The 20,355-nt window shown below is 61.0% G+C and carries 24 protein-coding genes and 1 tRNA gene; 10 read left to right on the forward strand and 15 right to left on the reverse strand.

Annotation, left to right across the window (positions count from 1 at the left end):
- Positions 1 to 14: 14 nt before the first annotated feature.
- Entirely contained in the window at positions 15 to 1,538 is a 1,524-nt protein-coding gene (zwf, locus tag DXY04_RS05590; RefSeq protein WP_115161344.1) for a glucose-6-phosphate dehydrogenase, read from the reverse strand.
- Positions 1,539 to 1,706: 168 nt separating this feature from the next.
- Positions 1,707 to 2,897, reverse strand: coding sequence for an FAD-binding oxidoreductase (locus DXY04_RS05595; RefSeq protein WP_115008661.1), 1,191 nt, complete (start codon positions 2,895 to 2,897; stop codon positions 1,707 to 1,709).
- Positions 2,898 to 3,058: 161 nt separating this feature from the next.
- On the opposite strand from DXY04_RS05595, the gene DXY04_RS05600 reads away from it, so the two are divergent.
- Positions 3,059 to 3,580: an SRPBCC family protein gene (locus tag DXY04_RS05600; RefSeq protein ID WP_115161345.1), complete on the forward strand. Its 522-nt coding sequence runs from the start codon at positions 3,059 to 3,061 to the stop codon at positions 3,578 to 3,580.
- Positions 3,581 to 3,704: 124 nt separating this feature from the next.
- On the opposite strand, the gene DXY04_RS05605 is transcribed toward DXY04_RS05600, so the two are convergent.
- Both DXY04_RS05605 and DXY04_RS05610 read right to left on the reverse strand, forming a co-directional pair.
- Positions 3,705 to 3,777: transfer RNA gene (locus DXY04_RS05605), tRNA-Glu, on the reverse strand.
- Positions 3,778 to 3,824: 47 nt separating this feature from the next.
- Complete coding sequence (locus tag DXY04_RS05610) at positions 3,825 to 4,976, reverse strand: histidine kinase (protein WP_115009224.1); 1,152 nt, start codon at positions 4,974 to 4,976, stop codon at positions 3,825 to 3,827.
- Between the two features lie 107 nt (positions 4,977 to 5,083).
- On the opposite strand from DXY04_RS05610, the gene DXY04_RS05615 reads away from it, so the two are divergent.
- The 3 genes from DXY04_RS05615 to pepN all read left to right on the forward strand — a co-directional run bounded on the left by DXY04_RS05615 (position 5,084) and on the right by pepN (position 8,994).
- Positions 5,084 to 5,671 (forward strand): hypothetical protein, encoded by a 588-nt coding sequence (locus DXY04_RS05615; RefSeq protein ID WP_114988554.1) that lies wholly within the window; start codon positions 5,084 to 5,086, stop codon positions 5,669 to 5,671.
- 245 nt (positions 5,672 to 5,916) lie between these two features.
- Positions 5,917 to 6,216, forward strand: a complete 300-nt coding sequence (locus DXY04_RS05620) for a cAMP phosphodiesterase (protein ID WP_244278592.1) — start codon at positions 5,917 to 5,919, stop codon at positions 6,214 to 6,216.
- Positions 6,217 to 6,390: 174 nt separating this feature from the next.
- Entirely contained in the window at positions 6,391 to 8,994 is a 2,604-nt protein-coding gene (gene pepN, locus DXY04_RS05625) for an aminopeptidase N (RefSeq protein ID WP_115161471.1), read from the forward strand.
- Here pepN and DXY04_RS05630 read toward each other — a convergent pair.
- The 6 genes from DXY04_RS05630 to DXY04_RS05650 form a co-directional block, all read right to left on the reverse strand.
- The gene (locus tag DXY04_RS05630; protein ID WP_115081849.1) at positions 8,984 to 9,193 is read right to left on the reverse strand and encodes a transcriptional regulator; all 210 of its coding nucleotides are present in this window, start codon (positions 9,191 to 9,193) and stop codon (positions 8,984 to 8,986) included. The genes pepN and DXY04_RS05630 overlap by 11 nt on opposite strands.
- Before the next feature lie 48 nt (positions 9,194 to 9,241).
- Entirely contained in the window at positions 9,242 to 9,535 is a 294-nt protein-coding gene (locus DXY04_RS05635) for a hypothetical protein (RefSeq protein WP_244278593.1), read from the reverse strand.
- A gap of 8 nt (positions 9,536 to 9,543) precedes the next feature.
- Positions 9,544 to 9,741, reverse strand: a complete 198-nt coding sequence (locus DXY04_RS05640) for a hypothetical protein (RefSeq protein ID WP_244273020.1) — start codon at positions 9,739 to 9,741, stop codon at positions 9,544 to 9,546.
- Positions 9,742 to 9,849: 108 nt separating this feature from the next.
- On the reverse strand, positions 9,850 to 10,086 hold the full coding sequence (locus DXY04_RS11795) for a hypothetical protein (RefSeq protein WP_136975372.1): 237 nt from the start codon (positions 10,084 to 10,086) through the stop codon (positions 9,850 to 9,852).
- A gap of 76 nt (positions 10,087 to 10,162) precedes the next feature.
- Positions 10,163 to 10,330 (reverse strand): DUF4278 domain-containing protein, encoded by a 168-nt coding sequence (locus DXY04_RS12630; RefSeq protein WP_371634527.1) that lies wholly within the window; start codon positions 10,328 to 10,330, stop codon positions 10,163 to 10,165.
- A 254-nt stretch (positions 10,331 to 10,584) separates the two neighbouring features.
- Entirely contained in the window at positions 10,585 to 10,863 is a 279-nt protein-coding gene (locus DXY04_RS05650) for a hypothetical protein (protein ID WP_244278594.1), read from the reverse strand.
- Positions 10,864 to 11,067: 204 nt separating this feature from the next.
- On the opposite strand from DXY04_RS05650, the gene DXY04_RS05655 reads away from it, so the two are divergent.
- The gene (locus tag DXY04_RS05655; RefSeq protein ID WP_115161350.1) at positions 11,068 to 11,799 is read left to right on the forward strand and encodes a peroxiredoxin-like family protein; all 732 of its coding nucleotides are present in this window, start codon (positions 11,068 to 11,070) and stop codon (positions 11,797 to 11,799) included.
- 30 nt (positions 11,800 to 11,829) lie between these two features.
- On the opposite strand, the gene DXY04_RS05660 is transcribed toward DXY04_RS05655, so the two are convergent.
- Positions 11,830 to 12,369, reverse strand: a complete 540-nt coding sequence (locus DXY04_RS05660; protein ID WP_115161351.1) for a rhomboid family intramembrane serine protease — start codon at positions 12,367 to 12,369, stop codon at positions 11,830 to 11,832.
- Between the two features lie 44 nt (positions 12,370 to 12,413).
- Here DXY04_RS05660 and DXY04_RS05665 point away from each other — a divergent pair, with 44 nt between their 5' ends.
- Positions 12,414 to 13,949, forward strand: a complete 1,536-nt coding sequence (locus tag DXY04_RS05665; RefSeq protein WP_115161352.1) for an NAD(P)/FAD-dependent oxidoreductase — start codon at positions 12,414 to 12,416, stop codon at positions 13,947 to 13,949.
- A 43-nt stretch (positions 13,950 to 13,992) separates the two neighbouring features.
- Entirely contained in the window at positions 13,993 to 14,193 is a 201-nt protein-coding gene (locus DXY04_RS05670; RefSeq protein WP_114988545.1) for a hypothetical protein, read from the forward strand.
- Here DXY04_RS05670 and DXY04_RS05675 read toward each other — a convergent pair.
- Positions 14,179 to 14,646, reverse strand: a complete 468-nt coding sequence (locus tag DXY04_RS05675) for a WbuC family cupin fold metalloprotein (RefSeq protein WP_371634522.1) — start codon at positions 14,644 to 14,646, stop codon at positions 14,179 to 14,181. The genes DXY04_RS05670 and DXY04_RS05675 overlap by 15 nt on opposite strands.
- 65 nt (positions 14,647 to 14,711) lie before the next feature.
- On the opposite strand from DXY04_RS05675, the gene DXY04_RS05680 reads away from it, so the two are divergent.
- Both DXY04_RS05680 and DXY04_RS05685 read left to right on the forward strand, forming a co-directional pair.
- Positions 14,712 to 16,085: an MFS transporter gene (locus DXY04_RS05680; RefSeq protein WP_115161354.1), complete on the forward strand. Its 1,374-nt coding sequence runs from the start codon at positions 14,712 to 14,714 to the stop codon at positions 16,083 to 16,085.
- A gap of 53 nt (positions 16,086 to 16,138) precedes the next feature.
- Positions 16,139 to 17,620: a deoxyribodipyrimidine photo-lyase gene (locus DXY04_RS05685; protein ID WP_115161355.1), complete on the forward strand. Its 1,482-nt coding sequence runs from the start codon at positions 16,139 to 16,141 to the stop codon at positions 17,618 to 17,620.
- Here DXY04_RS05685 and DXY04_RS05690 read toward each other — a convergent pair.
- The 3 genes from DXY04_RS05690 to pyrH are packed head-to-tail and all read right to left on the reverse strand — an operon-like array spanning position 17,617 to position 20,062.
- Positions 17,617 to 18,762, reverse strand: a complete 1,146-nt coding sequence (locus DXY04_RS05690; protein ID WP_115161356.1) for an NAD(P)/FAD-dependent oxidoreductase — start codon at positions 18,760 to 18,762, stop codon at positions 17,617 to 17,619. The two genes, DXY04_RS05685 and DXY04_RS05690, sit on opposite strands and share 4 nt — an antisense overlap.
- Positions 18,759 to 19,307, reverse strand: coding sequence for a ribosome recycling factor (gene frr, locus DXY04_RS05695; protein WP_115008676.1), 549 nt, complete (start codon positions 19,305 to 19,307; stop codon positions 18,759 to 18,761). The genes DXY04_RS05690 and frr overlap by 4 nt, the downstream gene beginning before the upstream one ends.
- A gap of 41 nt (positions 19,308 to 19,348) precedes the next feature.
- A complete protein-coding gene (gene pyrH / locus DXY04_RS05700; protein ID WP_115008677.1) occupies positions 19,349 to 20,062 on the reverse strand; it encodes a UMP kinase in 714 nt (237 codons plus the stop codon).
- An 83-nt stretch (positions 20,063 to 20,145) separates the two neighbouring features.
- Between pyrH and DXY04_RS05705 the strand changes: the two genes are divergently transcribed.
- On the forward strand, positions 20,146 to 20,340 hold the full coding sequence (locus DXY04_RS05705) for a hypothetical protein (RefSeq protein WP_114988539.1): 195 nt from the start codon (positions 20,146 to 20,148) through the stop codon (positions 20,338 to 20,340).
- Positions 20,341 to 20,355 lie beyond the last annotated feature (15 nt).

Raw genomic sequence — 20,355 nt, forward strand, 5'->3', positions numbered from 1 at the left:
GTGAACGTGCGCGGTCAGGGGCGTCGCCAGAGCAGTCCGTCCTTCGCCAGCAGGGCATCCGCGGCGGCCGGTCCCCAGGTGCGGGATTCGTAGGGATGAACCGGCAGCTGCCAGGGGCTGTCTTCAATCAGTTCCAGCAGCGGGGTGTAGAGCCGCCATGCCGCTTCCACCTCATCGCTGCGGGTGAACAGGGTGGGGTCGCTGAGCATGGCGTCAGCCAGGAGCCGCACATAGCCCTCATCGGAGGGTTCCCCGAAGGATTCGTCGTAGGAGAACTCCATGTCGATCGGGCGGCTGCGCATGCCAGATCCGGGTGACTTCACCTCGAAGCGGAATTCGGCCCCCTCATCCGGTTGGATGCGCAGGATCAGCTGATTGGCCGTGGGGCCTCCGGTGGCTGCATCAAACAGATGCACCGGTGCTTCACGGAAGGTGAGCACCACCTCACTGGTGCGCTTGGCCAGCCGTTTGCCGGTGCGCACATAGAACGGAACCCCCTGCCAGCGCCAGTTGTCGATGAACAGCTTCATCGCCACGTAGGTCTCGGTGGTGCTGTTGGGATCCACGCCGGGTTCATGGCGGTATCCGGCCAGGGGCGATTCCGCGGAACCACCGGGTCCGTACTGGCCACGGATGCAGCAGTTCCAGGGTTCGAGCTCATCGGCCAGGCGGGCAGCCTGGAGCACCTTGGCCTTTTCGTTGCGGATGGCCTCCGGGTCAAAGCGCCCGGGAGGTTCCATGGCGGTGATCGCCAGCATCTGGGTCAGGTGGTTCTGCACCATGTCCCGCAGGGCACCGGCCGATTCGTAGTACCCGGCCCTTTCCTCCACGCCAACCGTTTCAGCGGCGGTGATTTGAACACTGGAGATGTAATTGCGGTTCCAGATCGGCTCGAAGATCGTGTTGGCAAAGCGCAGAACCATGATGTTCTGGACGGTTTCCTTGCCCAGGTAATGGTCGATGCGAAAGATCTGGTTCTCCTGACCGCAGGCCTGCACCACGCGATTGAGGGCCTGGGCACTGCCGTAGTCGCGTCCGAAGGGCTTTTCGATCACCACCCGGCTGCGTTTGGGGTCCTTCAGCAGGCCAGCGTCGGCCAGTGAACGGCAGCCACTGCCATAGAACTTGGGGGAGACGGAGAGATAGAAGGTGCGGTTGCCGCGGGTGGCGCACTGTTGATCGATCTGCTCGAGCCTGGTGTGCAGGCTCAGCATGTGATCGGTGTTCTGTAGGTCGACCGGCTCGTAGAACAACTTGCCCACGAACTGCTCCCAGGCCTGGGGATCGTCCTCGATCGTGCTGGCCAGTGCTTCCGCCATCTTTCCGCGGAACTCCTCATCACTCCACGGCCGTCGCGCACAGCCCAGCAGGGCGAACTCACTGGGCAGACGCCGTTGCTTGAACAGTTCAAACAGGGCTGGCACCAGCTTGCGGTGGGTCAGATCACCACTGGCGCCGAAGATCACCAGACACTGCGGCGCGATCACGCGCTCCTGACGCAGTCCAACCCTGAGGGGGTTCGTCATCGTGGCAACCATGGAGTGTCCAGGCTTCTGACGATGGTTTAGGCACGGAACTGGCAACAGACATGGACTCGCCGCTTTGTTTCCGTGTTGGTGTCAGCCTTTGTTGCCAACCCAAAAAAAAGTCCACCCCGAGGGGTGGACTGAAAACGATCTTTGGCTGATGGATCAGCGCTTGATCGATCAATAGGTTTCCACGTGCCAGCGGTCAGCCTTCTTGAGCTGGGGGCGCAGTTCGGCCCAGTCGAGCCCCTTGGCGGCCGCGGCGGCGGTCATGGCTTCGTCGATGCCCGGCTCCATGCCGCGCAGACCGCACATGTACACGTGGGTCTTGGGGTCTTCGATCATCGCGAAGATCTCTTCAGCGTGCTCCAGAACGCGGTCTTGGATGTACATCCGGCCGCCCTTGGCGTTCTGCTGTTCCCGGCTGATCGCCTTGGTGTAGCGGAAGTTGTCGGGGTACTCCTTCTCGTAGTGAAGGAAGTCTTCGTCGTAGAGCAGGTTGGCGGTTTTGGGTGCGCCCATGAACAGCCAGGCTTTGCCGCGGAATTTCCAGCCGTTGGCCTCCTGTTCCCGGGGCTCGAACATGCGACGCAGGTAGGTGCGCATTGGAGCGATGCCGGTGCCCGTCGCCAGCATGATGATGTTGGCGTCCTCGTCGTCAGGCAGGAGCATCTCCTTGCCGACCGGACCGGTGATCTTCACCTTGGTGCCGGGTTCGATGTCGCAGAGGTAGGTGGAGCAGACGCCATAGATCTGCTCACCGGCGTCGTTCTTGTACTCGAGCTGGCGAACGCAGAGGGAGACGGTGTTGCCCTCCAGGTTGTCGCCATGGCGGGTGCTGGCGATGGAGTACAGGCGCAGCTTGTGGGGTTTGCCGTTGGCGTCTTCCCCTTCGGGAATGATGCCGATGCTCTGGCCTTCGATGTACTTCAGCTGCGGGTCGCCGCCTGCCAGATCAAAGGTGATGTGTTGCACACGGCCGATCGCACCGTCCTTCAGCAGGGAGTAGTTCTCCGTCACCGTGCCCATGAACGGTGTTTTGGGCTTGTAGGTGTTGACCGGAACGTCGGCGTGGGGCTTCTTCTTCGGGGCGCTTGACGTCACGGCTTTCTTGGCGGTTTTTTTGGCGGGTTGTTTGGCAGGTGCCGGGGTGGCGACAGCGGGAGCGGCGGAACGCTCTTCGCCCGCACCATTCACAGAAACGATCTTGGCGCCCGTGGCCCCCAATCGTTTGAAAAGTGCGGAAAACTGGTTCATTGCAACGGTGTAGGTCTGAACCACGGACGGTTTGGCGCCGACCTGGGGACCACGAGCCACAACAGTGAACAGAGCTTCATTGCAGTGCTCTGTCGCTGCATTGGACACCCGCATAGAAATCACCTGCCTTTGGTGGCGCGACTATAGGCGTGGCCTTTGATTTCACACAAAAAGGTTGCTGTTCGGAACAGAATCTGATGTGATCCAGGCGACCTCATTAAGATCCTCGGGTTCGGCTCCTCATCTCGGCGTCTCTTTTGGTTTTCCCCCAGACAATGTTTGGACGAGGACTTGAAACCTCCACAGATTCGGGGACTGCGATCGAGCAGACCATGGAGCGGCTGCCCCAAGGGACCCGGCGTCTGGCCGCTGAACTCAAATCTCCACTGCCTGTTCAGCTGCTCTGGGATGTGCTGACGGACTACGAGAACCTGTCTCGTTTCATTCCCAACCTCAGCACCAGTGAGCTGATTCAGCGCCAGGGTCAGACGGTGCGCCTCCAACAGGTGGGCAGTCAGCAGCTGCTTGGTCTTCGCTTCTCGGCTCAGGTTCAGCTGGAGCTGACGGAATACCGCCAGGACGGATTGCTGCAGTTCCTCATGGTGAAAGGGGATTTCCGACGTTTTGAAGGGTCCTGGCAGATCCGTCAGCGTCCCGATGGCAGCTCACTGCTCTATGAGCTGACGGTTCAAGGCTGCCTTGGCATGCCGATCGGTTTGATCGAGGAGCGGCTGCGGGACGATCTCTCCAGCAACCTCAACGCCGTTGTGCAGGAAGCCCACCGCAGAAACAGCTGAACGGGCAGCGAGGGCGCAGCAGATTCAATCCGAAATAAATAATTGGGTGATTTGGGGCTTGGAGCACCAAAACACCTGAATTGGTAGTCAATTCATCACCAAAACGGGTCAGGTGATGAGGTCATACCCCCAAGGGGATTCGAACCCCTGTCGCCTCCGTGAAAGGGAGGTGTCCTAGGCCTCTAGACGATGGGGGCGAGGCCGTAATCAGCGAGCGGTCTGTGCTCCTGATCACTTGTGAACACTAGGGCTTGGTCGGACCCTCCGTCAAGACAGCTTGACCCCATTCGACACCTTGTCCTTGCCAGATCGGCACCGTGAAGGTGAAGCAGGCGCCTTCGCCAGGGTCCGACACCACCCAGATCTTGCCGCCGTGCACTTCAACGATGCGGCGGCAGACCGCCAGCCCCACGCCATAACCGGTGGTTTGGTCGGAGGTTTGCGGCAGCCGTACCCGATCCAGAAAAATTCGCTGCTGTTCTGTTTCCGGAATGCCCGGGCCGCTGTCACAAACGCTCACCTCCACACGCTGGCTGGTGCGGTGCAGCATCGTGAGCGAGATGTGCCCGCCGTCGTTGGTGTACTTCAGGGCGTTTTCGAGCAGATTCAGCAGCACTTGGCGCATGCGGCGCTGATCAGCGAAAACCTTGGGCAGGTCAGCGGGAATGTCGGTTTTGATTTCGACGTTGCGCCCCAACCACAATTTTTCGAGCTCGAGGATCACTTCGGCTGAAACGCTGGCAAGGTCAAGCCGTTGAGGGTTGAACAGGGTCTCCCATCGGGTGGTGCCCACCTCCAACAAATCCTTCGACAGCGCCTCCATCTCCTGCAGGCGGCGGGTGATCACATCCTGAAAGCGATCCATGTCGATCTGGCCCAGCTTCTGGCTTTGCAGGGCCAAGGCCGCTGCCGTGAGTGGGGTGCGCAGTTCGTGGGCCACCATGCGCAACAGGCGTTCCTGGGCGCTGACGCGATCGATCAGCGTTTCGTTCTCCTGGCGTAGCACCAGCAGCTGATCCTCCAGCTGGAGTTCCTTCTGGGTGCGACTGCCATCAAGTTCGGTGGGCCTGAGGCTGAGGCCAAGGCCGCTCACAACCCCATCCTGTTTCCAGCGGGGCACCCATCCTTTGAGTTGCTGAAGGATGTTGCTTCCCGCGAACACCTGCTTGGGGTTTGGCGCCAATTTGATCAGCGCTGGCGTCACCACGAGGCGATGCAGCTCAAGCAGTTCGGGTTGCTGGGCGGGATCGGCAACCTGCAGGGTGACTTCGAAGCCCAGGTCTTCCCGTTCCAGGAACTGCACCAGCGATCGGAGGTCCTGACCCGACAGGTGATGGCGAGCAGCCACCAGCAAAAGCTTCAGGGTTTGACGTGTCTTGGGAGCGTCCTTGACCACGCGGACTGCAAGACAGCAAAACCGACGCTCACCTTATGGGTTTTTGACTGCACCGCCAGCAGCGCTAAGACGAACAGGAACACTCCGTTGCGTCATTGACGCGGTCCATGTCGCTTTTTTCTGCGCAAAACCGTGTTCCTCTGACCGTTCCCGGCGGAGTGGCTGCCCAGCCTTCGATTCAGGTGGACAGCAACCTACGCCGCTGGTTCAGCCGCAATCTGGGCTTGTGGCGTTCCCGGCGTCAATACACCTTCAGTGACGACCAGGTTCTCCACTTGGACATGAACCTGAAAATGGAGGCGTTCGCACACCCCGAGGTGGGTGAGAGCCGCTACCGCTTCAGCTGGTGGTCTGACCAGGAGGACCAGCATTCCGACGAATTCTTTGCCCGCAAGCCCTGGTTTGAACGCAGTGGCGTGATGGAAGCCACGTTGTGGGGCCATCAACTCCAGAGAAGTCGCGGTTATTTGACGGGAGACCCGGTGCGTACACGGCTTCGTCAGGTGGACGAGCACGAAACCATCCTGGAATCCCACTACCAGCAGTGGGACATCCTTGAGCACATTCGCCTTGTCGATCAGGACCGCTACCGCTACCGCGCCATCTACAGCTGGGAGAACGGTGATCTCTCGATCGTTGAGCACCACCATGAGATTCGAATGTCCGATCCCCTGCCACTGATCGAGGACGACTGATCGAAAACGATTGATCCAGGACGACTCAACGGCGCCGTTGTGCTGATGTCCCAGTTCAACAACCGCGCCTGAGCTTCGGCCAGCTTTGGCATGGGCGGTAAGTTGCGAAAAATTTGACGCTGCCGGGACTCAAGGTGATTCGTCGTACATTCGCTGCCGCAGCTCTCGTGTTGGCTGTCCCCTTGCTGTCACCGGCAACGGCTCTGGCTCAGGCCTCAAAGGACAAGCCCACGCCTGCCACAGCCATGGAGGTCAACACCTACGGCGTGATGTCGATTGCCACCTTCTGTGAGGCGAGGGCGCAGAAGATCGATTTCAACATGTCTCTGGCCGTGGCTCTTGCTGGTCAGTTGCATGTCATTTATGGCAAGCACGGTGGTTTGCTTCCCGGCACCAAAGACCCCTTGCCTGAGAAGCAATTTCTCAACAATGCGGGATTCATGATAGTTGGTGGTGCGTTGAAGTTTTGCCCTAAATCAGTTCCCGCTGCAGAAAAAGCACGCTTTGAAAAGGCTGCTGCTTCGTTGAAGCCTTCGAAAAAATAAGATCTTCCTAGGCTCTAACGATCGAAAACGTCTGGCCTGCTTAGGTCAGGCGTTTTTATGTGTCTGCTCCTCTGCTCTGATGCCGTTGCTCGCTTGATGGCCGGCAGCTTGGCTGAAACGTCCCGGTTCTGAGCGTCGTCCGTCAGGATCGTTCGGTCCTCGCGTGGTTTGGCCATGACTGCAGCTGCTTCGATTCGTCTGGCGGACTACACGCCGTGGGCTTTTGAACTCCCTTCCATCGTCCTGGACGTGAACATCCAGGACGACCATGTCGTCGTGACCTCCAGGCTCAGCCTTGAACCGCGTCGGCCTGGAGAGCCCTTGGTGCTGTGCGGCGTTGATCTGGCGATTGAATCCCTGGTGATCGACCAGGCGCCTTTGTCGACAGAGGAGTACAGCTTTGCCGACGGACGTCTCACCATCCCCAACGTGCCGGGCCAGCGGTTTGTGCTGGAAACCCGTTGCCGTCTGGATCCCTACTCCAACAGTTCGCTCGAAGGCCTGTACGCCAGTGGTGGTCTGCTGAGCACCCAGTGCGAGGCCGAGGGGTTCCGGCGCATCAGCCTGCACCCCGATCGTCCGGATGTGCTGAGCCGTTGGCAGGTGCGGATTGAGGCCAGCCGCAGCAGCTGCCCTGTGTTGTTGAGCAATGGCAATGCGGTTCAGAAGGAATCCGTCGGCGTTGATCGTCATGCGGTCACGTGGGATGACCCCTTCCCCAAGCCCTCCTATCTGTTCGCCCTGGTGGCCGGAGACCTAAGGGAGATTCGTGATCGCTACACAACGGCGTCGGGCCGGCAGGTCACCCTGCGCTTGCATGTGGAGGAGGGGGATGAACCCTTAACGGCCCATGCCATGGCTTCGTTGAAACGATCCATGCAATGGGATGAATCGGTTTACAACCTTGAATACGATCTTGATGAATACAACATCGTCGCCGTCCGTCACTTCAACATGGGCGCGATGGAGAACAAGAGTCTGAATATTTTCAACTCAAAGCTTGTTTTGGCTGATGCAGAAACGGCCACCGATGCAGAACTTGAACGCATCGAAAGTGTGATTGCCCATGAATACTTCCACAACTGGAGCGGAAATCGAATCACCTGCCGGGATTGGTTCCAGCTGTCGCTCAAAGAGGGCCTGACGGTGTTCCGTGATCAGTGCTTCACCGCGGATCTGCATTCGGAAGCGGTGAAGCGCATTGAGGATGTGGCGATGTTGCGCAACACCCAATTCCGTGAGGATGCTGGTCCAACGGCCCACCCGGTGAAGCCAGCGGAATACCAGGCGATCGATAACTTCTACACAACAACCATTTATGAAAAAGGTGCGGAATTGATCCGCATGCTGCGCACCCTGCTGGGCCCCGAGCGGTTCATGAAGGGAATGGAGGTTTACGTGCAACGTTTTGATGGCACGGCAGCAACAACGGAAGACTTCGTCCAGGCGATCGCCGATGGTGCCACCAGCCAGGGCGAGCCGCTGGGCTTTGATCTGAACCGCTTCAGGCGCTGGTACCACCAGGCAGGAACTCCGCAACTCAGCATTGATCGGCAGTGGAACCCCGAATCGGGTCAGCTCACGGTGGACTTGCACCAGACGACGCCTCCGACGCCGGGGCAGGCGGACAAACAGCCCCTGGTGCTGCCGGTTGCCATGGCCCTGGTGGGTGAGCAAGGCCGTGTTGGTGAGGAGCAGCTGCTGGTGATGGAGGCTGAGCGCGCCAGCATCACCCTGCAGGGCCAGCCCGGCGACACACCGCCTGCCCTTTCGGTGCTGCGCCGCTTTTCGGCCCCGGTGCACGTGCGTTTGGAGCAGCCGCTGGAGGAGTGCCTGCAGCTGTTGGCTTCTGATGATGACCCGTTCTGCCGCTGGGATGCGGCCCAGCGCCTGGCACGCCAGGTGCTGTTAGCACGGGCTGAAAACCAGCCGAAGCCTGCCGTGGAAGCGGCGCTGATGCAGGCCCTCGATCAGCGGATCTGCGCCTACGACGGTGGTGATGGCATGGATCTGGCGGCGCTGCTGGCGCTGCCCGGCATGGCGGAACTGGAGGCGTTGCAATCCCCGGTGGATCCGCTGGCGCTGGATCAAGCCTTCCGGGCATGGACCCAGGAGATGGGCGTTCAATTGCAGACGTCCCTGCGTCGCCTGCTGGAGTTGGCCCGGGCTGACTGGACCCTGGCTTGGCCGGCGGGACAGGGCGGCAGGGCCCTGACCGCCTTGGCCTGGCGCTGGCTTGCCGCGGCTGGTGATGCCACGGTTCAAGCGGAGGCCTTGGCTGCTGTTTCCGGCCCCTCGATGACCCTGGCGCGGGGAGCCCTGCGGGCCTTGCTGCCGCAGGAAAGCGCGGAGCGTGAGCAGGCGATGGCGCTGTTCTACGAGCGTTGGCAAGACAAGCCCGTGATCCTGGATGCCTGGTTCGCGATGGAGGCATCGGCCCCCAGGTCCAACGCGTTGGAGCGGGTTCAACAGCTGCTGGAGCACCCGCGCTTTGATCCCCTGGCGCCCAATTCCCTTCGCGCTGTTCTCGGTGGATTCACCGCCAATGTTCAGGCGTTTCATGCCATCGATGGCAGTGGTTACCGGTTCATGGCGGAGCAGATCGCAGCGGTCGACTCCCGCAATCCGATCACCGCATCACGGATGGCCAAGGTGTTCAGTCGCTGCGGCAGTTACGGCCCCGAGCGCCAAACGGTCATGCGTCAGGCCATCGACCAGCTGGCCGCCAAGCCTTTGTCGGCGAACACCGCTGAGGTGGTGCAGTTGCTTACGACGTGACCACCACCAGCACGATCACCGCGATCAGCAGGATCACCAGCCAGCGTTTTGCGTTGCTGCGCCGCCTGCTGTGCGGTGTGGACCGTGCAGCTCGGCTACCGGCCGCAAGGCCGCAGTTCTGACAGACCAGCCGCCCGGCCATGGATCGGTCGGCACGAAACCGGCGGCTTCCGCAGTTCTGGCAGACGGTGACGGCCAAGGCCTCTCGATCAGCGCTTCACCAGCTTGCCTGGCGTGAGCCGGTGAGTCATGCACCCAGGCAGTCAGTCCCGTTGCCAGCCATCGCAGCCGGCTTTGGCGCGTTGGCGCGTTGGCGCTTGGTGCGCCGGTAGCTCTCGTTCTGTTCGGCCAGCGCTTCACTCGCCGCAGCGACGGCCGTGCTGTCCTTGCCTTCCGCAATGATCAAACGGTTGATGGCCATGGCGTTGCCCAGGCGATTCAGCACCTGATCGATCAAGCGACACTGATCAAATTCGGCGCGCCCCGCAGCCGGGATCCCCAGCAGGATCAGGCTCCAACACGCAGCAAGCCAGCCTTTCATCGATCAGCTCAGGGGCTGTAGGTGATGGTGCACTGATAGCGGCTGCTGGCTCCTACATCAATGCTCTTGCAGGTGGTGTTGGTGATCGTTGCCCCTTTCGGGATCACCCGCATCGCCTCAGCGGTGGCGAACTGCTCGGACGGCCCTTGAGCTGTGGCCCGCTTGCCACCGGCAAGAGCCATGGATCCCAGAAGGAGGCTGGCCATCAACAGCGCCGCGTTTCGCATCGTTAGGGCTCGAAGGGAGTGCTTCTCCTTTCGGTTTACACAGAACGCTTCCATGTGACAGCGACAGTGTTCAGCAGCTGGTCCCGTTCAGCAGCCGCCCCGGCACCAGCGTTTGCGTTGCGGCCTTGGTTCAGCGTCGGGTTTGCTGGCTGGAGTCGGACCAGGGATTGGAGGTGGCGGCAACAACGCTGCGGGCTGAACGGGAAGACGTCGCGACCCCCATGCGGCATCGAAGGGAACCACCACGAGGGGGATCGGTTCCGCACTGTTTGCCGGCCAGGCCAAAGCACTGGACGCGATCAGGACTGTGATCAGAACTCTCATCGCGCCAATTTTGCCGATCCTGCAGCGTTATGCCGTCACGTCGGCTGCGTTTTCAGTGCCCTGCCTCAAGGCCTCTTCAGACTTTGGAGTAGGAGACGCCGCGGTAGGTCAGAGCAACGCAATTGCGCACGGATTTGATTTGCTCAGTCCGATAGCTTTTGCCCATGTATTTCAGTTGGATTGTTGGCCGCGTCGATACTGCTTCTGTCTTTGCATATTTGTTGCCCAAGAAAGTGAGTTCCATGGCGTGAATAGGGATGGATAAAAACTTTTTGAGTTCTACGTCGTCGCCCGAATGCCGCAAGGTTCTGCTTGATACCTTGCTCTTTAGCCATTGTTAAGGTTGCGTCAGCCCGATACAAGTTCAGCTCTTAACCCCTGTAATGACAGGAGAAAGGGGGTGATTCGAGTTGTGGGGTTTTTCTGTTTGTTGTTGTGAAGCAGTTGAAATATTTGTTGGTTTTGTGTGCTCTGTTGAACGTGTCTTGATTGATCCTCTCAGGCTTCAGGTTTGGAGCGCTCCTCTGTTTGCGCTTTGCTGCAGCGCTGGCATGCAGCAATTTTGTCTTTGTGGTGTTCCGGCAGCGTCAGCCGGAATGGGTCCACATCAAATTCGTAGCCACAGGAGCAGCGGGCATGGAATTTCAGCTTTTTCGCTTTTTTGAGTCGCTTTAAAAGGGTGACGTTGCCAAAAACTTGATCTGGCTTGAATCGCTCCAGCTTGGTGCGTTCCTCCGGCGCATGCTTCACCCGGGCCTTGTGCAGGGCGTTGCGCACGGAGTTTTCACTGCCTTTGCCCAGGATCTTGGGGATCTGCAGGATCGATCGCCCTTCCTGCAGATACAGACGCTTGATCTCCTCGATCTCAGCACTTGTGAAGCCAGATTTTTTGCCCACCTGCTTCTTGCCTTTGATTTGAGTCTCTCAGGCGGTGCGCAAGCGCCATCCACGTTTTCGGAGGCGAAATGTCAACCTGTCGGGATGATCCCACTCGACCCACTGCTGCAACGGCTTGCCGGAGTTGCCGGCATGGAGAGCGGCTGTAAGCGCCTTGTTGTTGTGCAGGGCCAGCTGGGGGATTTCGACTCGATCGAATACGCCCAGGTGCTGCTGCCGAGGCTTCCCCAGTTGGCGGCGCTTGGGGTCAAGGTTCAGCTGTTCGGCATCGGCAACGCCGCCAGTGCTGAGCGCTTTGCGGCCTTCACCGGTTTTCCCCTGCAGCAGCTGATCGCCGATCCATCACCCCAGTTGCATCAGGCCCTGGGGTTGGAGGCCGGCTTGAAGCTCCCCGGTGGGCCCTGGCCTGGTTTTCTGCTGATGTGCGCCGGCGTGGGCTCGCCGGGCACCCTGCGCGAGGTTCTGCGCGGTTACACCGGAGATCGCTCGGCGGCCCAGATCTTCGATGACGAGGAGTGGGTTGAAGCCTTTCCTTTGCCGCGCTTTCGGGGGGCTCTGTTCCGCCGGGCCGGTGGTGCCGGGTTCCAGCGACCGTTTGAGCTCGCCACCAAGCGTTTGCGCAACATGAATGAAGTGCTCCGCAACTGGCGCACCTACGTGCCCTGTGACGACTACATCACCCAGCGCGGCGCCACCGTGCTGCTCGACGCCGATGACAGCGTGATCTATTGCCACCGCGATCAAAGCCTGCTCGGCTACTCCGCCACCATGGAACGCCCCCTGGCGTTCCTCGATGAGGTTCTGGCCCAGGGCTGAGCTCAATTGGATGCCTTCAACTGGCTTTCTTCAATGACTGGTGGGCTCGCGATACACCGCAAGAGCCGCCACCAAGCCGCCAATGAACCCTGCGCTGTGGCCGATCCAGCTGACGCCCGCGGGTGAGACACCGGGGATCAAGGCGATCAGGGCTGAGCCGTAGAGCCAGAACGCCACCAGGCCCAGGGCGATGGAGAGGATCCGGCGTTCCAGCCAGCCGATCAGCAGCAGGTAGCCCAGCAGGCCGTACACCACGCCCGAGAGTCCATGACTGCGGGCGGGCCAGAACAGGGCCACGGGAATGTTGATCACTAGCACCGACAGCCAGACGCTCAGGTAATCGCGCATCCCCCGGCTGAGCACCAGCCAGCTCAGGGGCAGAAACGCCAGGCTGTTGGAGATCAGATGCCCGAAGCCGGCATGGCTGAATGGCGCTGTGATCACCCCCCACCACGGTTGATCCGGCCCCATCGGCAGGTTCCACTGCCCCGCAAAAAGCAGTTGGTCGATCAGCTCCTGCCCCCATACCAAGGCCAGGATCAGCAGGGGAAGCAGCAGTCGAGTGCGCATCGTCTTGCGCCAATGACCACAATGATGACGCGGATGTTGAGCGGATGATCAGAAGCGACGTTGACGTTCTGGTGATCGGCAGCGGCATCGGCGGACTCTGTGCCGCAGGTTTGTGTGCCCGCGCCGGCCGTGAGGTGATGGTGCTGGAAGCCCATCACCAGCCCGGTGGAGCCGCCCATGGCTTTCAACGCCAGGGGTATCACTTCGAATCCGGTCCATCCCTCTGGAGTGGCCTGGGGCGTTGGCCCAGCAGCAATCCCCTGACCCAGGTGCTGCGCGCGCTGGGGCAGACCGTGGAGGTGATTCCCTATCGCAGCTGGGATGTGCTGTTGCCGGAAGGGGATCTGCGCATCGCCGTTGGGCACGACGATTTTGAGGCTGTGGTGCGCAGTCTGCGCGGCCCCGAGGTGGCCGCCGAATGGCGGCGTTTTGTTGAGGCGCTCCAGCCGATTGCTGCCGCTGCCGATGCTTTGCCCTTGCTGGCCCTGCGGCCTGGGGTGGATGGCATGGCGCAACTGTTGAAGCGCGGAGGACGTCTGTTGCCGCATCTTGCAGCGATGCGTCACCTCTCCGGTTCTTTTGGGCCCCTGGTGGATCGTCACCTCAGCGATCCTTTTCTGCTCCATTGGGTGGATCTGCTCTCCTTCCTGATCAGCGGCATGCCGATGGGAGACACCAATGCCGCAGCGATGGCCACGCTGTTCGACGAGTGGTTTGAGCCGGATGCCCATCTCGACTACCCCGTTGGCGGCAGCGCTGCGGTGGTTGAGGCCCTGGTGCGTGGCTTGAAAGCTCACGGCGGCAGCCTGCACACGGGCACGGCGGTGAAGCAGCTGCGGGTGGAGGGGGATCGTGTGGTGGGTGTGACATTGGCCAATGGAACGCAGATTGCGGCGCGGCAGGTGATCTGCAATGCCGACATCTGGTCCACCCTTGGTCTGCTGCCGGAGTCCGTGGCGCCGAAGTGGCAGCGTCAGCGTCAGGCCACACCGGCCTGCAACGGCTTCCTGCATCTGCATCTGGGCTTTGATGCCACGGGGCTGGAGGATCTGCCGATCCACACCGTCTGGGTCGATGACTGGGAGCGTGGGATCGACGCCGAGCGCAATGCTGTGGTGTTGTCGATTCCGTCGGTGTTGGATGCCTCGATGGCGCCGGCCGGTCGCCATGTGCTGCATGCCTACACCCCGGCCAGCGAACCCTGGGAGCTCTGGGCTGATCTGGAGCGCGACAGCGCGGCGTATCAGCAGAGAAAACAGGAGCGATGTGCTGTGTTCTGGCGGGTGCTGGAACGCCGTATTCCCGACATCCGCGACCGCTGTGAGCTGATCATGGAGGGAACGCCGCTGACCCACAGCCATTTCCTCAATGTTCATCAGGGCAGTTATGGCCCTGCCCTGTCAGCAGCGGAAGGTCTCTTCCCTGGCGTGACGACGCCCCTGGCCAATTTCTGGCTTTGTGGTGCCAGCACCTTCCCCGGGATCGGCATCCCCCCCGTCGCTGCGAGTGGTGCCATGGCGGCCCATGCCGTCCTCGGCCGGGAGACGCAAAACAGTCTGCTGCGGGAGCTGGAGCTTTGAAGCAGCTGCGTCATAACCTCGTTCTGGAACGCCGACGCAGTTCATGACTTCCAACGCCCGGATCGATTCGCTGCAGCTGATGCTCACGGATCTGCGCATGCGCAACGAGCCGATCCGTCACAAAGCGGCGTTTCGTGGTTGTCAGCCGGAATTTCAGGCGTTGGTGAGTCGTTTGATCGAGCAACTGGAAGGCGAACTGCTGGATGAGAAGCAGCGCTCCCGTGAAGCTTCACGTCAGGCCTGATCCTGAAAGAAGGTCGCGCCACTGCGACTCTTGCCTGGCGGCCTCCGTTGTGCCCTCCTGGGGGAAGCCGTTGAGAAAGTCCTTGTCTTGAGCGGGCTGGTAGGGCCCCTGTTTCAGCTCGAAAATCACGCTGTCGGCCTCCAGGGCCACCAGGGTGTGGAACTGATCTTCTGCAATCTCGATGCCGTGGGTGGGCCCCTTGGCGCTGAGATGGAGCTGCTGCTGGATCTCGCCCTCACTGTTGAACAGCAGCAGTCCGATGGCGCCCTGCAGCACCAGAAAACATTCGAAGCCTGTGCCGGAACCGTTGCGCCGGTGGCGGTGGGGCCGCACATAGGTGCCGGGCTGCAGCACGTTGAGGAAGCGCTGAACCGAATCCTGTTCCCGGTGGAAATTGTGGTTCAGGCGCAGGCGGGGATGCTGCCGAGCCTCAGCGGCAACCTGAGCGAACAAATCACGATCGATTTTTTTGATATCCAGTGATGCTTGCCCCAGGTTTTTGAAATTCTGCCTTGGGCATGCTGGCTCTTGGTCTGCGTTTGGGGCTGTTCCAGCTCAGCCTGGGGATTCTCGGCGTCCTGATCCTGGGACTGCTGAATCGTCTGTTGATTCAGCAGTCCCAGGTTCCGGCGGTGCTGGTGGGTGTTGCTGTGGGTGGTCAACAGTTGATGGGGTGCACCCGCGTCTGGTTCGGCCATCGTTCCGATCGCATCCCCATCAGCCGGCTGCGGCGCACGCCCTTCGTCATCAGCAGCACTGTCGCGATTGCCCTGTTGTTCGGTGTGGCCTGCCAGCTGGTGCTGCGCTTGGCCAACAGCATGGAGGCCTCCGGTGGTGAGCTGAATGCGCTGCTGATGGGTCTCTTGATCCTGGCTTTCATTGGAATCGGCACCGCGATTGCTGCTGGTGGAACCGCCTTTTCGGCCTTGATCGCCGATCGCACCACGGAAACTGAACGGCCGCGGGTGCTGTCGGTGGTGTGGGGGATGCGTCTCCTGGGGGTGTTGCTGGGAAGTGTTTTGGTGAATCAGGTGTTCGGCAGTGCCTGTGCGGCTGATGCCAGCCGCACTGCGGTGCTGGCTGGTTTGCAACGTCTGTCGCTGGTGACGCTGCTGCTGCTGGGGCTTGGGGTGGTGTCGGTCTTTGGCGTGGAGCGCCGCACCACAGGCTTGATGCTGACTGCCGGGCCAGTCTCCCCTGATGTCCCCCAGCGGTTGGCTTTGCCCCAGTTGTTGTGGCAACTGCGCACCATCCCCCAGGCCGGCCGCTTCCTCGGGGTGCTGTGCCTGTTCACCTTCAGCATGTTCCTAAATGATGCGGTGCTTGAGCCCTACGGCGCCGCCGTCTTTGGCATGAGTGTCTGTGCCACCACATCGCTGAATGTGTTGATTGCCCTGGGCTTCTTTGCTGGTCTGGGTCTGAGTGGGTTCTGGTTGATCGAGCGTGCCGGCAACATCAGAACGGCCCGGGTGGGTGCGGTGTTGGCTGCTTTGGCTTTGCTGTTGATGCTTTGGGCCGGTTCTGGGCAGTCCATCCCCCTGTTGCGAACTGCCGTTGGTTTGTTTGGCCTGTCACTGGGGGTGTGCATGAATGCCTGCCTCACCTTGATGTTCAGCTTTTTGCAGCCCGGCCGCACCGGCTTTCTGCTTGGTGTTTGGGGGGCGGGCTATGCCTATTCCTGCGGCCTGGTCACCATCAGTGGAGGCGGGCTGCTCACCTTGCTCAAAGCCTGGAAAGGAGGTGATTTGTTTGCTGCCTATGGCGGCGTGTTCGGCCTGCAGATGGTTTGTTTCCTCGCTGCCGCGTTGATGACGCGCCGTTTGGATGTGGTGGGTTTCCGCAACACGGTGAAAACCCGCTTTGCCGATGTCATGGAAATGGCAGTGGATTGAAGCTTGGCGGGAGCTCCGGATCCACTAGAACCGGGTCCTTTCCATTGCAGTGAATGGCAGCGCTGCAGATCGTCTGGTTCAAGCGTGATCTGCGCATCGTTGATCACCAGCCCTTGGAGGCTGCTGCGGAGCGGGGTTTCGTGCTGCCGCTGTATGTGGTGGAGCCGGAGTTGTGGCAGCAGCCCGATGCCTCCGAGCGGCAGTGGATGTTTTGCCGGGAGTCGCTGCTGGAGTTGCGCCAGGCCTTAGCGGATCGGGGCCAACCCTTGGTGGTGCGCGCTGGGGATGTGGTGCAGGTGCTGGAACGGGCCCGGCGTCAGTTCGGCATTGATGGGCTGTGGAGCCATGAGGAAACCGGCAATGGCTGGACGTACCAGCGCGACAAACGCGTTGGAGCCTGGGCCCGTCAGCACGGCATCGCTTGGACGGAAATCCCGCAGTTCGGGGTGACGCGCCGGATGCGCAGCCGCAATGGCTGGGCCAAACGCTGGGAGGTTCAGATGACGGAGCCCATCACACCCGAGCCGGCCGCATTGCAATCGCTGGAGGGCATTGATCCCGGCGTGATCCCGGAGCGCCCCTGTTCAGAACTGCTCTCGGATGCATGTCCGCAGCGTCAGATCGGAGGGCGTTCGATCGGCTTGGGGGAGCTGAACGACTTTTTGCAGCACCGCGCCCCGCGTTATCAACGGTCGATGTCGAGCCCCAACACGGCGTTCACCGGTTGTTCGCGCCTGTCGGCTTATCTCACCTGGGGTTGTCTCTCGATGCGGGAAGTGCTGCAGACCAGCCGCACCCACCGCGGCCGCGGCGTCAGCAGCCTTGAATCACGGCTGCACTGGCATTGCCATTTCATTCAGAAGCTGGAGGATCAGCCGGCGATTGAATTCAGCGATTTCCATCCGTTCATGCGCGGCATTCGCGCAGCCGATGCCGAGCGCTTGACGGCCTGGAGCGAAGGTCGCACTGGCGTCCCCTTTGTGGATGCCTGCATGCGCGCCTTGCGGGCCCATGGCTGGATCAACTTCCGCATGCGGGCGATGTTGATGTCTTTTGCCAGCTACAACCTCTGGCTGCCCTGGAGAGACAGTGGTCTGCATCTGGCTCGTCAGTTTGTGGATTACGAACCGGGTATTCACTGGAGCCAGTGCCAGATGCAGTCGGGCAGCACCTCGATCAACACGATTCGGATCTACAACCCGATCAAGCAGGGAATGGATCACGACCCTCAGGGGCTGTTCATCCGTCAGTGGTGCCCTGAACTCAAGGATGTGCCCACGATTCACATCCATGAGCCCTGGATGCTGGGTGGTGGCATGCCTGCACCGATCGTTGATGTCACCGCATCGATGCAGGACGCCAAAGATCGCATCTGGGAGATTCGCCGATCGGCCGGTTTTGATCGCCATGCCGATGCGATCCAGCGCAAGCATGGCTCACGTAAGGCGGGGTTGAAGCCAACAACGGCTCGAAGCCGCCGGCGCCAACCTCAGCAGCCCGACAACGGCAGCCAGCAGCTCAGCCTCGGTCTTTAGTTGCGCTGCAGCAGCAGCCGCTTGATCACCCGTTGGGCGATGTCGCCATAGCCCATCTCCCCAGAGAGAATCTGAGCAATTCGCCGTGGTGCGGTGGGCCGCTTGATCCCCAGTTGATAGCCCACACCGGGGAAGCGATAGAACACCTGGGCAATGCGCCGGCCCCAGGCCATCGACTCACCCCAACGCTCCCGCATGCTGCGGCTGTAGCCCCGCAGATCCTTGCTGTCGCCCTTGAGCCATGGGCTTAGATGTCGGGCCGCTTCGCAGCCACTCATCAGGGCAGGGCGTAGCCCTTCCGCCAAAAAGGGGTCGCAAAGCGATGCCGCATCGCCCACCACCACAATGCCGTCGCCATCCAGACGGTGATGGCCGTTCCACACCCGCAGTTGGCCGCGCTGACGGATGCCTGTATCGGCGGCGAAACCTAGATCCGGCAACAGCTGAGCCAGCACCTGCTCTGGGTCGGCGTCCTGCTTGCCGATGAAACTGCCCACACCGATGTTCACACCACCTGCGAGGGGAAAGGCCCAGGCGAAGCCCTGTTTCACCAGGCCGAATTCAAAACGGGTGGTGCCATCGCTGAGGTTGCCTTGACCCTCGAGTCGCACCGACATTGTGGTGGCCATCTGGGGCTGTTTGGCCCCCAGGCCGAGCCGTTGGGGCCAAGGAGATTCCGAACCATCGGCGATCACCACGGCCCGCCCCTGCCAATGGCGTCCGTCGGTTGCCGTGACGTGCCACACGTCTCCATGGCGCCGGATGTCATTGACCTCAACTCCTGAAAGACGTGTTGCCCCAGCCTGAATGGCCTGATCTGAGAGCAGTTGATCCAGCGTTTCGCGGCGCACGATCCAGAACGGTGCATCGCCGGGCAGCTCGGCGACCACCGGATCCTCCAGGCACCAACTGAAATCCACCTGTCGGATCACCTGCTCCACCGCCGGTTCCAAGGAAAAGGGGAACCACTGCTGAACGGAGGCCGCCATGCCTCCTCCACAGGGTTTGATCCGCGGCTCGGCGTCGCGCTCAAGCGTCAGAACGTCATGGCCAGCTAAAGCGAGATGAACTGCCGCTGCACCGCCAGCGGCCCCGGACCCGACGATCAGGACGTCGTGGGTCCGATCTGATTCGTTGCTCACACCTTGAGGATGTCGGCTTCTTTGGTGGCCAGGTGCTGTTCCAGTTCGGCGATGAACTTGTCGAGCGTTTTCTGAACGCCGTCCTGCTCATCGCGGCTCTGGTCTTCGGAGAACTCGCCTTCTTTTTCCTGCTTCTTGATCTTGTCGATCGCGTCGCGGCGCAGGTTGCGCAAGGCCACCTTACCTTCTTCGGCGTACTTCGATGCCAGCTTGCAGAACTCCTTGCGGCGCTCCTCGGTGAGGGGCGGCACGTTGATGCGGATGATCTTGCCGTCGTTGTTCGGGGTGAAGCCCAGCTCACTCATCGCTATGGCCTTTTCGATCGAGGCCAGGGCGCTGATGTCGAACGGTTGGATCTGGATGGTCTGGGAGTCCGGGGTCGACAGGGTCGCCAGCGACTTCAGCGGTGTGTCAGCGCCGTAGTACTCCACGCTGATGCGATCCAGCAGGGAGGAATTGGCCCGGCCGGTACGGATTGTGTTGAAGTTGCGCTGGGTGGCCTCCACCGACTTGCGCATGCTGGCTTCGAGGTCCTGGGTCGACATGGTTGCTGAGGGAAGAGGCGTGCGAACTGGGTTGGCGTTGTTTAGGAGGGGTCGCCGATGCGGGACCCGATCGGTTCCCCGGCCACGGCTCTGCCGATGTTGCCAGGTTCAAACAGGTTGAAGACAACAATCGGGATGTTGTTGTCTTTGCAGAGGGCGATGGCGGTGCTGTCCATCACGCCCAGCTCGCCGCTGAGCACGTCTTGATAGCTGAGCTGCGCGTGCTTAACCGCGTCGGCGTGCTTGGCCGGGTCTTTGTCGTAGACCCCATCCACCTTGGTGGCTTTGAACACCACATCGGCATTGATTTCGGCGGCCCTCAGGGCAGCCGTGGTGTCGGTGGTGAAGAACGGGTTGCCGCAACCGGCGCCGAACACCACCACCCGGTTTTTCTCCAGATGCCGGATCGCCTTGCGACGGATGTACGGCTCCGCTACTTCCTGCATGGCGATGGCGGTCTGTACCCGGGTGGGAACACCAGCCCGTTCGAGCCCGTCCTGGAGGGTGATGGCGTTCATCACCGTGGCCAACATGCCGACGTAGTCAGCTGTGGCTCTCTCCATGCCCGCTGCAGACCCCTTCAGCCCGCGGAAGATGTTGCCGCCGCCCACGACGATCGCCAGCTGGGTGCCATTGGCCACCACCTTGGCCACATCGGAGGCAATCGACTGAACAATGGCGGGGTCGATGCCATAGCCCTGAGATCCCATCAGAGCTTCGCCGCTGAGTTTCAGCAGGACGCGTGTGTAGGTCATCTACGGTCCAGATCCTTTCGACAGTAGCAAGCACTGGCACAAGCCCCTGATCGCCGCTTGGATGGGGAAACCGCGGCTGTTTGATGCCAGAGACCGATGCCACCCAAAGCGGTGTGATGGCCCGTCTCACGCTTTCAGCCCTGGAACGGGCCAGTCAGGATCCCGACTGCTGGCGTGAGCCGGTGGTGCATCGCGCTCTGTTGGTGAGCGGGCTGTCGGTACTCACCGCGGCCACCCGTCATCTTCAGGATGATCTCGAGGCGGCTGAAGCGGCCTGAGGCCGGCTGGTTCAA

It is taken from the genome of Synechococcus sp. UW86 (assembly GCF_900474085.1).
Lineage (GTDB): Bacteria > Cyanobacteriota > Cyanobacteriia > PCC-6307 > Cyanobiaceae > Parasynechococcus.

Coding starts and splice junctions, on each gene's coding strand:
- DXY04_RS05660 (WP_115161351.1), bottom strand. CDS start 12,369: ATGCGCACTCGACTGCTGCTTCCCCTGCTGATCCTGGCCTTGGTATGG.
- DXY04_RS05595 (WP_115008661.1), bottom strand. CDS start 2,897: ATGCGGGTGTCCAATGCAGCGACAGAGCACTGCAATGAAGCTCTGTTC.
- DXY04_RS05705 (WP_114988539.1), top strand. CDS start 20,146: ATGCCAGAGACCGATGCCACCCAAAGCGGTGTGATGGCCCGTCTCACG.
- DXY04_RS05615 (WP_114988554.1), top strand. CDS start 5,084: ATGTCGCTTTTTTCTGCGCAAAACCGTGTTCCTCTGACCGTTCCCGGC.
- DXY04_RS05640 (WP_244273020.1), bottom strand. CDS start 9,741: ATGGCCAGCCTCCTTCTGGGATCCATGGCTCTTGCCGGTGGCAAGCGG.
- DXY04_RS05620 (WP_244278592.1), top strand. CDS start 5,917: ATGGAGGTCAACACCTACGGCGTGATGTCGATTGCCACCTTCTGTGAG.
- pepN (WP_115161471.1), top strand. CDS start 6,391: ATGACTGCAGCTGCTTCGATTCGTCTGGCGGACTACACGCCGTGGGCT.
- DXY04_RS05680 (WP_115161354.1), top strand. CDS start 14,712: ATGCTGGCTCTTGGTCTGCGTTTGGGGCTGTTCCAGCTCAGCCTGGGG.
- DXY04_RS11795 (WP_136975372.1), bottom strand. CDS start 10,086: ATGAGAGTTCTGATCACAGTCCTGATCGCGTCCAGTGCTTTGGCCTGG.
- DXY04_RS05600 (WP_115161345.1), top strand. CDS start 3,059: ATGTTTGGACGAGGACTTGAAACCTCCACAGATTCGGGGACTGCGATC.
- DXY04_RS05655 (WP_115161350.1), top strand. CDS start 11,068: ATGATCCCACTCGACCCACTGCTGCAACGGCTTGCCGGAGTTGCCGGC.
- zwf (WP_115161344.1), bottom strand. CDS start 1,538: ATGGTTGCCACGATGACGAACCCCCTCAGGGTTGGACTGCGTCAGGAG.
- DXY04_RS05670 (WP_114988545.1), top strand. CDS start 13,993: ATGACTTCCAACGCCCGGATCGATTCGCTGCAGCTGATGCTCACGGAT.
- DXY04_RS05665 (WP_115161352.1), top strand. CDS start 12,414: ATGATCAGAAGCGACGTTGACGTTCTGGTGATCGGCAGCGGCATCGGC.
- pyrH (WP_115008677.1), bottom strand. CDS start 20,062: ATGACCTACACACGCGTCCTGCTGAAACTCAGCGGCGAAGCTCTGATG.
- DXY04_RS05635 (WP_244278593.1), bottom strand. CDS start 9,535: ATGAAAGGCTGGCTTGCTGCGTGTTGGAGCCTGATCCTGCTGGGGATC.
- frr (WP_115008676.1), bottom strand. CDS start 19,307: ATGTCGACCCAGGACCTCGAAGCCAGCATGCGCAAGTCGGTGGAGGCC.
- DXY04_RS05685 (WP_115161355.1), top strand. CDS start 16,139: ATGGCAGCGCTGCAGATCGTCTGGTTCAAGCGTGATCTGCGCATCGTT.
- DXY04_RS12630 (WP_371634527.1), bottom strand. CDS start 10,330: ATGGAACTCACTTTCTTGGGCAACAAATATGCAAAGACAGAAGCAGTA.